The organism is Vreelandella boliviensis LC1 (assembly GCF_000236035.1).
Taxonomy (GTDB): domain Bacteria; phylum Pseudomonadota; class Gammaproteobacteria; order Pseudomonadales; family Halomonadaceae; genus Vreelandella; species Vreelandella boliviensis.
This window is the reverse complement of sequence record NZ_JH393257.1, coordinates 62397-74894: the sequence shown is the minus strand read 5'-3', so window position 1 is coordinate 74894 and position 12498 is coordinate 62397. Positions and strand designations below refer to the sequence as shown.

13 protein-coding genes are annotated in these 12498 nt (G+C 56.4%); 6 read left to right on the top strand and 7 right to left on the bottom strand.

Annotated elements, in window-relative coordinates; genetic code table 11:
- The first annotated feature begins 100 nt into the window (after window positions 1-100).
- Entirely contained in the window at window positions 101-1147 is a 1047-nt protein-coding gene (locus KUC_RS00330; protein WP_007111058.1) for a quinone-dependent dihydroorotate dehydrogenase, read from the top strand.
- 63 nt (window positions 1148-1210) lie between these two features.
- On the opposite strand, the gene rmf is transcribed toward KUC_RS00330, so the two are convergent.
- Window positions 1211-1420, bottom strand: a complete 210-nt coding sequence (gene rmf / locus KUC_RS00325; protein ID WP_007111057.1) for a ribosome modulation factor — start codon at window positions 1418-1420, stop codon at window positions 1211-1213.
- 364 nt (window positions 1421-1784) lie between these two features.
- Between rmf and rlmKL the strand changes: the two genes are divergently transcribed.
- Window positions 1785-4025: a bifunctional 23S rRNA (guanine(2069)-N(7))-methyltransferase RlmK/23S rRNA (guanine(2445)-N(2))-methyltransferase RlmL gene (rlmKL, locus tag KUC_RS00320; protein ID WP_007111056.1), complete on the top strand. Its 2241-nt coding sequence runs from the start codon at window positions 1785-1787 to the stop codon at window positions 4023-4025.
- Between the two features lie 46 nt (window positions 4026-4071).
- On the top strand, window positions 4072-4407 hold the full coding sequence (locus tag KUC_RS00315; RefSeq protein ID WP_007111055.1) for a glutaredoxin family protein: 336 nt from the start codon (window positions 4072-4074) through the stop codon (window positions 4405-4407).
- Window positions 4408-4445: 38 nt separating this feature from the next.
- On the opposite strand, the gene KUC_RS00310 is transcribed toward KUC_RS00315, so the two are convergent.
- Window positions 4446-4727, bottom strand: coding sequence for a hypothetical protein (locus tag KUC_RS00310; protein ID WP_007111054.1), 282 nt, complete (start codon window positions 4725-4727; stop codon window positions 4446-4448).
- Between the two features lie 83 nt (window positions 4728-4810).
- On the opposite strand from KUC_RS00310, the gene pdxB reads away from it, so the two are divergent.
- The 3 genes from pdxB (at window position 4811) to KUC_RS00295 (ending at window position 6808) form a co-directional block, all read left to right on the top strand.
- Window positions 4811-5953, top strand: coding sequence for a 4-phosphoerythronate dehydrogenase PdxB (gene pdxB / locus KUC_RS00305; RefSeq protein ID WP_007111053.1), 1143 nt, complete (start codon window positions 4811-4813; stop codon window positions 5951-5953).
- 218 nt (window positions 5954-6171) lie between these two features.
- Window positions 6172-6528, top strand: coding sequence for a type II toxin-antitoxin system RelE/ParE family toxin (locus KUC_RS00300; protein WP_007111052.1), 357 nt, complete (start codon window positions 6172-6174; stop codon window positions 6526-6528).
- The gene (locus KUC_RS00295) at window positions 6521-6808 is read left to right on the top strand and encodes a helix-turn-helix domain-containing protein (RefSeq protein WP_007111051.1); all 288 of its coding nucleotides are present in this window, start codon (window positions 6521-6523) and stop codon (window positions 6806-6808) included. The genes KUC_RS00300 and KUC_RS00295 overlap by 8 nt, the downstream gene beginning before the upstream one ends.
- A gap of 75 nt (window positions 6809-6883) precedes the next feature.
- Here KUC_RS00295 and htpX read toward each other — a convergent pair whose 3' ends face one another.
- The 5 genes from htpX to KUC_RS00270 form a co-directional block, all read right to left on the bottom strand.
- A complete protein-coding gene (htpX, locus tag KUC_RS00290) occupies window positions 6884-7789 on the bottom strand; it encodes a protease HtpX (protein WP_007111050.1) in 906 nt (301 codons plus the stop codon).
- A gap of 129 nt (window positions 7790-7918) precedes the next feature.
- A complete protein-coding gene (locus tag KUC_RS00285) occupies window positions 7919-9166 on the bottom strand; it encodes a pyridoxal phosphate-dependent aminotransferase (RefSeq protein WP_040479048.1) in 1248 nt (415 codons plus the stop codon).
- 108 nt (window positions 9167-9274) lie between these two features.
- Entirely contained in the window at window positions 9275-10231 is a 957-nt protein-coding gene (ylqF, locus tag KUC_RS00280) for a ribosome biogenesis GTPase YlqF (RefSeq protein WP_040479045.1), read from the bottom strand.
- A 125-nt stretch (window positions 10232-10356) separates the two neighbouring features.
- Window positions 10357-10755 carry a peptide-methionine (R)-S-oxide reductase MsrB gene (gene msrB / locus KUC_RS00275; protein WP_007111047.1) on the bottom strand — a complete coding sequence of 133 codons (399 nt, stop codon included), beginning with the start codon at window positions 10753-10755 and terminating at the stop codon, window positions 10357-10359.
- Window positions 10756-10883: 128 nt separating this feature from the next.
- A complete protein-coding gene (locus KUC_RS00270; protein WP_007111046.1) occupies window positions 10884-12470 on the bottom strand; it encodes a gamma-glutamyltransferase family protein in 1587 nt (528 codons plus the stop codon).
- Between the last annotated feature and the right edge of the window lie 28 nt (window positions 12471-12498).

The window sequence follows — 12498 nt, the reverse complement described above, 5'->3', positions numbered from 1 at the left end:
AAAGCGTGTCCTGGTTCTCCACCAGGGCGCGCTTTATTGCGTTATACTGATGCCCGTTTTCGCACCGCGTCCATTTTGACCCTGCTTCAAGAGACTTGTCATGTATAACCTCGCTCGCTCGCTGTTCTTCTGCGTTGATCCAGAAACGTCCCACGGTATGGCGCTGGGCGCGTTGGATGCACTGCATCGTGCCGGTGGGGTGACGCGGCTATTTGGTAAGTCGGTCAATGATCCTGTCGAGCTGATGGGGCTGCGGTTTGCCAATCGAGTAGGCTTAGCTGCCGGGTTGGACAAGAACGCTGACCACCTGGATGCTCTGGGCGCGCTGGGCTTTGGTTTTGTCGAGGTGGGTACCGTCACGCCTAAACCGCAGCCAGGCAACCCTAAGCCCCGGCTGTTTCGTTTAGCGCAGCATGAGGCGATCATCAACCGCTTTGGCTTTAACAATAAAGGGGTTGAGCATCTGGTCCAGCAGGTTAAACAGCGCCACTACAGCGGCATAGTGGGCATCAATATCGGAAAGAACCTCACCACCTCGGTAGAGCACGCCCTGGATGATTACCTGCTGTGTTTAGACGCGGTGCACCCTTATGCGGACTACATTGCCGTTAATGTCTCTTCTCCGAATACCCCTGGGCTGCGCAGCCTACAGTTTGGTGAGCAACTGGATGCGCTATTGGGGCCGATTCGAGCACGAGCCACGGAACTCAATGCCCAGGCGGGCCACAACGTACCGCTGCTGATTAAAATCGCCCCGGATATGAGCGCTGAAGAGGTAGCGCTGATGGCGGGAAGTATTGAGCGCAACGCCCTAGATGGTGTGATTGCCACCAATACCACGGTTTCCCGTGAAGCCGTGCAGGGCGATCCGCATGCGGATGAGGCCGGTGGGCTCTCTGGGAAACCAGTTTTTGAGGCATCCAATCGCGTTATTCGCCAACTGCGTGAGCATCTCCCACGGCTTCCGATTATTGGCGTAGGCGGTATCGATAGTGCCGCTGCCGCCGAGGCCAAGATCGCCGCTGGAGCGGATTTAGTACAGCTCTACTCCGGCTTGATCTACCAAGGCCCGAAACTGGTGGGGGAGTGCGCCAGAGCGTTGAAGACTTTAGCTACTGAAACGCCAGCCGCTAAAAAGCCCACTTAAAAAAGTGGGCTCACTGAAAACCTCGCGTTTAAATTATTTCTTTAAACATTGAAAACTAAAACGTTAGGCCATGACTAGGGGGTTTTTATGGATGCCCGAGATGCCGGTCATCCCATCCCACTGGTCGCCGCGACCTTCACGCCAACCGCTCATCCAGTATTCGCGTAAATTGATATCTTGACTGGGGCAGTCATCACGAGAACGACCTGATACACCCGCTTTGTAACCGTGGACATAAGCCCGCTGGAAGCGATCACGTTTTTGCCGTTTCATTGGCTAACCTCTTTTCTCGAAAGTCTTTGTTTCACGAAAGCCTTTGATAAGAAATAGGATGTTTTCGAAAGTAGTCACAAAGAATGCCCGAAAACATCGCTATTCCGAGAGCTTGCTTCAAGAGCGAGACGCCGCCTCAACTCAAATGTCTAGCACTCACGAGCTGAACGGGTCGAACGGCGATCTCTTTCAAATCATAAGTCGAGTTTTAAACCGACCCTGACAGGCAACGCATGCGTTTTTCAGTAGCTACTCTCTTATTGTTAGACCATGATAGTGTCATCTGTCGACTACCAAATTGTCATAAAACGTAAACTCATTCGCTATATATAGGAATTTCGCGCCCTTACGCGCCGCTATTATCATGACCGAGTCGAATCAAAACGCCCCCCTGAGTCTGCTAGCCACTTGCCCGAAAGGCATTGAAGGCCTGCTCCACGATGAACTAGTGGCACTGGGCGCCACGCCGGGCAAAACCACGGTGGCCGGTGTGTATTTCACCGCCAGCCAAGCCGTCGCCTACCGCGTATGCCTGTGGTCGCGATTGGCCAACCGGGTTATTTTAACCCTAGTGCGCGAGTCGATGATCGACACCGCCGAGCAGGTGCGTGATGTGGTCGCCCGCATTGCCTGGACTCAGCACTTGGCACCGGGCAATACGCTGGCGGTCGATTTTCACGGCCGCAGCGAACATATTCGCCACACCCGCTTTGGCGCGCAAACTGTTAAGGACGGCGTGGTTGATGCACTCCAACTGGCCGGGCAGGAACGCCCCAACGTCGATACCAAAACGCCGCATTTGCGCATCTACGCCCACTTGCACCGGATGAACCTAACCATTGGCCTGGATCTCTCAGGCGAGAGTTTGCATCGCCGGGGTTATCGCCGGGATGTAGGTCATGCGCCACTAAAAGAGAATTTGGCCGCAGCGCTCTTGGTGCGTGCAGGTTGGCCCGAGCGCTTAAAAGCCGGTGAGCCGCTAATCGATCCGCTTTGTGGTGCAGGCACGCTACTGATCGAAGCCGCCATGATGGCCGCCGATCAGGCACCGAACCTGAACCGTGAACGTTTCGGCTTTCACGGCTGGGCAGGGCACGATGACGAAGCGTGGCGGGAACAGAAGCGCGAAGCCGAAGCGCGCGCGTCGATAGGTCGCAAACGCTGCAAGGCTCAACTACTCGGCTTTGACCAGAGCCCAGCGGCGCTTACGGCGGCGAAGTCCAATGCCATGCGCGCGGGCATCCCAGCCTTGATAACTCTGCATGGCCAGAGCCTGGCGCAGCTTACCCGGCCGGAAACGCTCACCGCCGAACGCGGCCTGCTGATCACCAATCCTCCCTACGGCGAGCGTCTGGGCGAGTTGCCGGAACTGGTGCGTCTCTACGCCCAGCTGGGTGAGAAAGCCAAAGCGCTATTCCCCGGCTGGACGTTGGCGGTATTTACCGGCAACCCAGATCTAGGCCACCGGCTAGGTATGCGTGCGCACAAACAGTACGCGCTCAAAAACGGCGCCTTGGATGCCAAGCTACTGCTCATGGAGATTGGTGGCACCGAGCAACCGCCTGCCATTAGCGAGGAGTCCCTGTCCAATGTTGGGAGTAGCGCAGAGCCGACAACGGAAGATCGCCAAGAAGCACCTCAAACATCAGCCCCGAAAGGCTCAGACAATGCGCAGATGTTTGCCAATCGACTGATTAAAAATCAGAAGCGCTTGAAAAAGTGGCTAAAGCAGAGCGGCGAAACCAGCTATCGGGTGTATGACGCCGATATGCCAGAGTATGCCCTGGCGGTGGATCGCTATGGTGACCGCGTGCATGTGCAAGAGTACGCAGCGCCCAGCTCGGTCAACCCGGCTCAGGCGCAAAAGCGCTTGTACGATGCCTTGGAAGTTATGCCCGAGGCGCTCAACGTTGACGCCAGTAAGATCTATATCAAGCGCCGCGAACGCCAAACAGGCAACGCCCAGTACCAGAAGCGTGCCGCCAGCGGCGAGCGTTTCGAGGTGCAGGAAGGCGCCGCACGACTATGGGTGAATCTGCGTGACTACTTGGATACCGGGCTATTTCTTGACCACCGCCCGGTGCGGCGCATGCTGGGCGAGATGGCCAGCGGCAAGCGCTTTTTAAACCTGTTCTGTTACACCGCCACGGCGACTGTGCAGGCGGCATTAGGCGGGGCCAGCGACAGTGTCAGCGTGGATATGTCCAACACCTATCTAGAGTGGGCCAAGGACAACTTTGCGTTGAATAAGCTTGATACTCGTCTTCACCGGGTAGTGCGCGACGACTGTTTCCGCTGGCTGGAAACCGCCAACGCCGAGTTTGATCTGATCTTTATGGATCCGCCGACGTTCTCTAACTCGAAGAAAATGCGCGATACGCTCGACGTGCAGCGTGATCACCCGCGGCTTGTGGAGCTCGCCATGGCGCGATTAGCACCCGGTGGAACGTTAGTGTTTTCTAATAACCAGCGGCGCTTTAAACTGGATGAAGCGCTCAGCGAGCAATTTGCGGTAGAGGACATTACCGGGCGTAGCTTCGACCCCGATTTCCAGCGGCGCACCAACTTGCACCATGTGTTTCTACTTCGCCATAAGGCGTCATAGGAGAGCCATAGTATGAAGAGAGCCATAGTATGAAGAGAGCTTCAGTATGATTCAGCTATCGCTTTACACGACCATGGGCTGCCACCTGTGCAGCCAGTTAGAGGCTCTGGTGGCCGCACTGGCGAATCAAAAGGTGTGGCTGCACCATATCGAGATTAGTGACGATGATGCGCTGGTTGAGCGCTACGGCGTGCGTATCCCGGTGTTGATGGACAGTGACGGTAAGGAGCTGGATCGTGGTTTTGAGCTGGAGCGCTTAAGTGCTTGGCTGCGCGAACGCGGCTGGCTGGATGAAGCCGCGCTGGCGGCGTTTACCGCGCCGCCAGAAAGCACACCGCCCAAAGGCGCCCATGAACGTGACGGGCGGCGTTTCTTAGGCTAAAAGTGCATGGCTAAAAGTGCATGGCTTAAAGTGCGCGGTTAAATCACGTCCAGCAGCGAAAGTTGACGCATGGCCTCCTGACCTTCCGGGGTATGGTCGGCCACCTCCAGCACCTTGCGAAAACCCCGCGAAGACTGGATGGTGGCCTCATCCTCCAGCCACATATGGGCTTGATCCAGCGTATCGGCTAGCTGATGTTTCAGGCCGCCAAATTGGGTACCGATTTGGCCCCAGGCGCGGCTGAAAATCCAGTCACCAAACATATCCTGGTGAATATGAACCAACACATAGTCATGGTTGGTTTCCCAGCGTACGATCACAACATTCTCCTTAGATAGCCTTTAAACACGCCTGCCCATCAGCCGTCGCGGGCGTATTGTAAAGCCCGGATACCCAAACGCCTATGAAACTTGTCGTCGACGCCAATATCCCCGCCGCAGAACTCTGTTTCGGCCATTACGGCACGCTCATCCGCGTGCCAGGGCGCGAGATTACGTCAGCCCATTTACAAGACGCCGACGCGCTAATCGTGCGCTCGATTACCCAGGTTAACGACGCCTTGCTCGCCAACAGCCCCGTGGGTTTTGTCGGCACTTGCACCATCGGCACCGATCATATCGATCAGGCGGTGCTCGCTAAACGCGATATCGCTTTCGCCAGTGCGCCTGGCTGCAATGCCGAAGCGGTGGTCGACTACGTATTAAGCAGCTTGCTGACGCTGGCTGAACGCGACGGCTGGCTGCTTAGCGAGCGTACCGTGGGAATTGTGGGCGCGGGCAATGTGGGCAGCCGACTGCAGGCGCGGCTAACTGCCATGGGCGTGGCAACGCTGCTCTGTGACCCGCCCCGGGCTGAGGAGGAGGGGGTGAGAGGATTTCACTCTCTAGACGCCCTCATTGAACGCTGTGATGTGCTCTGCCTGCATACGCCGCTGACCCGCGAAGGCCCTCACGCCTCTTACCAACTACTCAACGCCCAGCGCATCGAAGAGCTGGTGCCGGGTTGCGTTGTTCTGAATGCCGGGCGTGGCGACTGCGTGGATGGTTTAGCGCTGCGTAGCCGCCTTGCGGGCAAGGGCGATATCAGTGCCATATTGGATGTGTGGGAGGAAGAACCCAATATCGATGCAGGCTTGCGTGATCTGGTCTCTCTAGCAACACCGCATATTGCCGGGCATAGCCTGGACGGCAAGCTACGCGGCACCTGGATGATTCAGCAAGCGCTGGCCCGCCACTGTGGCCAGCCAATCGAGCTAACGTTTGCAGATATTTGCCCACCCCCTGCGCTGGCGTCGCTGCATTTGCAGCACGCACTCCCCCCGGAAGACGCCCTGCGGCTCTGCATGCGAGCAGTTTACGACGTACGCCGCGACCACGATGCGCTAGAGCGCCAAACGCTGCAGCACGGCATGCGCAAAGGCTTTGATGACTGCCGCGCCAACTATCCGCTGCGGCGCGAATTCGCCACGCTCAACGTGCAGCTATCAGGGGAGGCGATTGGACTAGAAGGCGTATTGCGTGGGGCAGGGTTTTCCCTGCGGTCATAGTGAGGGTCTCTGACTATCGTCATTGCCAGATGCCCCGTCCCTTATCGTGACGAGGAGCCCTCTCTTGTCATTGCGAGGAGCGAAGCGACGCGGCAATCTGCACCCGCGGAGGCACATTCCCCAGATTGCTTCGCTACGCTCGCAATGACATGAAAAAACAACCCCGAGATAGCTCACAGTGCTCTTAATTTACTAGCGAATTAGGCATAGCAACTTTTTTGCTAAAACTTGATGTTTATACGGCAAAGCCGTATATTTTAGTGATGTTATTTATCGAAACGTCTACCTTCACCAAGCTATTACCGAGCTACCTTACGGATGAGGAATATCATGGGCTGCAAACGTATCTATTGCAGAAGCCGGATGCGGGCGATCTCATAAAAGGTTCGGGTGGTGTGCGTAAGGTACGTTGGGCATCAGAAGGTTCTGGAAAGAGCGGTGGTATTAGAGCTATCTACTACTGGAAGAAGTCTGACCACGAAATATGGATGCTTACGCTGTATAGCAAATCGGAGCGCGCCAGTATTTCTGGGCATACGCTCAAGCAAATCGCGGAGGCCATCAAAAATGATTGATAGAAATCTTGGGGCAGAGATTCTCGACGGTATTAATGAAATTAAGCAGTTCAAGAAAGGCAACGTAGCTCTGCGAACTAATCAGTTAGCAGAGCCCTCACCGCCAAAAATGATTCGGCTAAAACTGAAACTGACACAATCAGCATTTGCAGGTCTTATGGGGGTAAGCATACGTACTCTTCAAGATTGGGAGCAAGGTCGAAGAGAGCCACAGGGCCCGGCGGTTGCACTTTTACGTATTGTTGAACAACATCCGGAAGTCTTTGAACAACTTCACTGAGCAAAGAGAAATTTTACTGTGGAAAACAATAAGGCCCGCAGATGCGGGCCTTAAACGTATAGCACTGCTAAAAAATTACTGACGATAAGCGGCTTCTTTCAGTGCGCGGATGCGCTCATCCAGGGGCGGGTGGCTGGCAAATAGCTTTTCTACCAGAGAGCGCGTTTGGCCTTTGGTGATGGCCATGGCGCGCAGCGTGTCTGGCATTTGGTCGGGCATTTCAGTTTCGGTTTTCAAGCGCGCCAGCGCGCTGACCATGGCATTAGTGCCCGCCAAGCGTGCACCTGCTTCGTCGGCACGGTATTCGCGGTAGCGCGAGAACCACGCAACAATAGCCGAAGCCAGAATGCCAAACACGATTTCTGCCACAATCACCACCGCGAAGTAGCCCATAAAGCCCAAACCACCTTCGCCACCGCTGCGGCTTTTTAGGAAGTTATCGACTAAGTGAGCCACCACCCGGGCAAAGAACATGACAAAGGTGTTCACCACGCCCTGAATCAGTGCCAGCGTTACCATATCGCCGTTAGCAACGTGACCAATTTCGTGGGCCAGTACCGCGCGCACTTCTTCTGGGCGCATACGGTTCATTAAGCCTGCCGAAACGGCCACCAGCGCATCGTCTTTGTTCCAGCCAGTGGCAAAAGCGTTGGACTGTTGCGCCGGGAAGATACCCACTTCCGGGGTTTTGATGCCTGCCTCGCGGGAGAGCTCAGCGACCGTGTCCAGCAGCCACTGTTCGGTGGAGTTGGAAGGCGTTTCGATAATCACCGTGCCGGTGCTGCGCTTGGCCATCCATTTGGAGATAAACAGCGAGATGATGGAGCCCGCCATACCGAAAATAAAGCAGAAAATCAGTAGGCTGGTGAAGTTGATGCCCTGGCCGCGCAGATAGCCCTCTACGCCTAGCAGGCGCAGAGTAATACTGGCGACCAGCAAAACCGCTATGTTGGTGCCTAAAAACAGCAGAATTCGCATCATGGTGCAGGTTCTCCCTTAAAGTTTATCGAAGCATGGCTAGATTAATGGCTTAGATACGTGCTGTTCATGGCAGTTTCAAGTCATGGCGGTATCAATGGATTGCTTTAATTGCCAGAGCTATTACCAAAGCTACTGCCGGTAGCGCGATAAGAAATTGGCAAAGCGGTCGAGTGCATCACCTAATTGGTCGGCCCAGGGCAGCGTCACGATGCGCACATGGTCCGGCTCGGGCCAGTTAAAGGCCGTGCCCTGTACCAGCAATATTTTTTCCTGCAGCAGTAAATCCAACACCATCTGCTGATCGTCTTTGATATTGAACACTTTAGGGTCGAGGCGCGGAAACGCGTAGAGGGCGCCTTTGGGCTTCACGCAGGAGACCCCGGGAATAGCGTTCAGCTTCTCTACCGTAATATCGCGCTGGGCCAGCAGCCGCCCGCCGGGCAGGATCAGGTCATTGATCGACTGATAACCCCCCAGCGCGGTTTGAATCGCGTGTTGGGCAGGTACGTTGGCACATAGCCGCATGGAGGCCAGCATATTCAGCCCCTGGATATAGTCCTGAGCGTTTAGCTTGGCCAGGGTGCCGGAAATAATCATCCACCCCGAGCGAAACCCGGCGCAGCGATAGCTTTTGGAGAGACCGTTCATGGTGATGACTAACTGGTCATCGTCTGCCAATGCACCGGTGGCAGTATGTTCGACGCCGTCGTATAGGATCTTGTCGTAAATCTCATCAGAGAACACCACCAGGTTGTGCTGCTTGGCGATCGCCAGCACCTCTTTCACCACGGCAGGCGGATACACCGCGCCGGTCGGGTTATTGGGGTTGATCAGCACAATGGCGCGAGTGTGGCTGGTAATTTTGGCGCGAATGTCCGCCATGTCGGGCGTCCAGTCGGCCTGCTCATCGCACAGGTAGTGCACCGCATGGCCACCGGAAAGGTGAGCGGCCGCCGTCCAGAGCGGGTAGTCCGGTGCGGGAATGAGCACTTCATCACCGTCGTTGAGCAGCGCCTGCATGGCCATGACGATCAGCTCAGAAACACCGTTGCCGATAAAGATATCCTCAATACCCACGCCGGGGATCTGCTTGCGCTGGCACTCCTGCATAATCGCCTTACGCGCGGAATAGAGCCCCTTGGAGTCGCAGTAGCCCTGGGCGGTGGGCAGGTTGCGCATCACATCCTGGAGAATCTCTTCCGGCGCCTCAAAACCAAAGGGTGCAGGGTTGCCGATGTTCAGCTTGAGAATTCGCTGGCCTTCCTCTTCCAAGCGCTTGGCATGGTCGAGTACCGGGCCGCGAATGTCGTAGCAGACATTGTGCAACTTATGAGATTTCTTCAACGGTTGTGATTCCTGCGACTGCGGGGTATCCATGAGGTTTCTGTCCAAAAAAAAGTGGCTAGCGGCCCAAAAGTGTCCAAAAACATGCGTATTTAAAAACAGCGTCCACAAGCCTTCGTCGGCTAAAGAGCACTTAGTCCATTATGCGTCGGAAAGACCTTGATTGTCTTCGTCGTTTTGCACGGGCGGCGGCGGAATATCCGCAGGAGTTTCAAGCGTTAGCCTACCCAGCTTGCCATCGCGCAGTTCGTGAAGCAGCACTTCCGCGCCACGATGCAGATCCACCGCGCCGCCGGGGCGCAGGCCGCCTCGGCGGGCAGCAATATCTTTTAAGATGGCGTTGCCATCGAAGCCTGCAATGGCAAGAAAATCGGGCTTTTTCGGGCCATCTGCATCAATATCGTGGGGAATATCCGGCGCGGCATAAGGCGGCAGCTCTTTGAGCTTATAACGCTCGGTGAGCGCTTCGGGGTAGCGCTTGGCCAGCTCGGCACTGGTGACAATCGCCACATCGGCGTACTCGATAGCGGTATCGCGAATGGCGCCGGTGGCAGCGAGACGATAGGCGCTGGCCTGGTCTTCAATTTTGGGCCACAGCACGCCGGGGGTGTCGGTAAGCGCCACACGCCCATCGATACGCACTTTTTGCTGGCGTTTGGTTACCGCTGGCTCGTTGCCGGTTTTGGCGATTTTCCGCCCGGCCAAGCCGTTAATCAGCGTGGATTTACCCACGTTAGGAATGCCCATCACCATTACGCGCACATCCCGGTCGGCGCGCACCGCACCGGCCAGTTCATGGCATAGCTTAGGGATTTTCTTGAGTTCACGGGTATTAGTGGTAGTCACCGCTAAGGCGCGCATATTCTCTTGGGCATCGAAATAAGCGACCCACTCGGCCGTTCGCTCTGGGTCGGCGAGATCGGCGCGGGAGAGAATTTTCAGCACCGGCTTATGGCGCGTTAGCTCGGCCAGCATCGGGTTGGCGCTGGAGTAGGGCAGGCGCGCGTCGAGTACCTCGATCACGACGTCTATCTCTGGCAGCACCTCCGCAATCTGGCGGCGGGCCTTGTTCATATGTCCGGGGAACCAGCCGAGCATGGGTTTCTCCTGCAAGTACAAAAAAGCGGCACAAAAAAGCGGGCTGCCATTCTAGCAGATGGCGCCCGCCTTGCTGGTTTTCTGAGAGCGTTTTTGAGCGTGTTTATTAAAGTGTTTAGCGACAATTACTCGTCGGGGTGGAATTCCAACGACACTGAGTTAATGCAGTAGCGCAATCCGGTGGTGTCTGGCGGCCCGTCAGGGAAGACATGACCCAGGTGAGCATCGCAGTGGGAACAGACAACCTCGGTGCGCTGCATACCATGAGTGGTATCGGTATGTTCCTCAACGCAGCGGGTGCCCAGCGGCCGATCAAAGCTTGGCCAGCCGCAGCCAGCGTCAAACTTATGCTCATTCTCAAACAGCGGCGCATGACAGCAGATGCAGTGGTAAATACCCTGCGCATCGCGCACCTGATAATCGCCGGTAAACGGGCGTTCAGTGCCTTTCTCACGCGCTACGCGGTACTGCTCGGGGGTTAGTTGCTGTTGCCACTCGTCAGGGGATTTTTCTATTTTCGCCATGGGGTTCTCTCCTTTCCCTCTGGTTTGCCACTCTTCAGAGGCTTATTAAGCAGGCTAGCTTAACACTCCCCAGAGTGACAGCGAGTCGCCTGCCCAAGTTCAGCATATACGAAACCCCAAAGGTGTATTTACACGCTTGCCGCGCCGCCGTTACTGCGCGGGTCGTGGGCGCTCTCTATTAACCCATCCGGGTGGTGCACAATACCGCCCGCATGGCCCATGGTGTCGCTAAACGCCTCGGGCAGCACTTCCACATCATGTCCTGCTGTCGCCAGGGCGATCACTAATGTGTCGTCAAAACGCGCTTCGAGTTTCAAGTTAGTGCTGGTTTCACCCCAGGTGCGACCCAGCAGCCAACGGGGAGCCGTGATCGCCTGCTGCAGCGGCATGCCGTGCATTGCATAGCGTGAAAATACCGCCGCTTGGGTTTGCGGCTGGCCTTCACCGCCCATGGTGCCGTAGACCATGGTGCGGCCATCGTTAAATTTGGCCAGCGCTGGGTTAAGGGTGTGGAAAGGTTTGCGACCAGGGGCTAAGCCGCGCAGGTCGTCGGGGTTAAGCGAAAAACTGATGCCGCGGTTTTGCCACAGCACACCGCTTTCTGGCAGTACTACGCCGCTGCCAAACTCCCAGTAGATGCTCTGAATAAAGCTCACCGAACGTCCTTCGCTATCCACGGTGCCCATCCAAATCGTGTCGCCGGGGGCAGGTTCGTGAGGCCAGGGCAGGGCGTGGTGTGGGTCGATTTGAGCCGCCTCACGGCCAATATTCTCTTCGCTAAGCAACGACTGCAGCGGTGTGGGTACGCGGACGGGATCAGTGACGTTTTGGTCGCGCAGGATAAAGGCGCGTTTGGTCGCTTCAATCAGCCCATGCAGATGGTCAAAACCGTTTGGCTCGGCGGCCTTTAAACGCTCATAGATGCCCAGAATCATTAATGAGGCCATGCCTTGGGTTGGTGCGGGAAGGTTATACAGCGTGGCATCTTGCAGCGTTACTTCCAGCGGTGTGACTTGCTGGGCGCGGTAGGCATGAAAGTCTGCCAACCGCAGCGGGCTGCCGACGGCCTCTAAATCCCGCGCCATACTGGCGGCCAGCTCGCCGCGATAGAAGTCATCTAACCCCGCTTCCGCCAAGCGCTTAAGGGTCGCGGCCAAGCGTGGCTGGCGCAGCCGTTCGCCTTCACGGGGCACCTGGCCGTTAAGCAGCAGGGCGTCACTAAAGCCAGGACTTTGAGACAGGCGCTCAACGTGCTTGGCGGTGAGTGCTTCCTGGCTTTGGGTGACCGAAATACCCGCTTCGGCATGATGAATGGCATCGGCCAGCAGCGTGGTGAGAGGCAGTTGCTTACCCCATGCTGATGCCACGTTCAGCGCTTCATGCCAGCCGCCAATGGTACCGGCCATGGTCAGAGCAGCTTTAGGGCCGCGCTCGGGAATCTGCGTTTCACCCGCAAAGAAACCTGCATCGGCTAGCCCAGCCGCCGGGCCGCAGGCGTCAATGGCAATAGGGGCTTTACCCGGTTCATGAATCAACCAAAAGCCATCGCCACCCAGGGCGTTCATATGCGGATAAACCACGGCAATGGCCGCGGCAGCAGCGACCATGGCCTCTACCGCGTTACCGCCTTGTTTAAGCACATCGCGCCCGGCACTGGCGGCCAGGTGATGAGGGGCGACACAGCTGCCGCCGTAGCCACGTTGAGTGTGAAGCATTTCCAGCGTCCTTTTTTAATTGTGATTA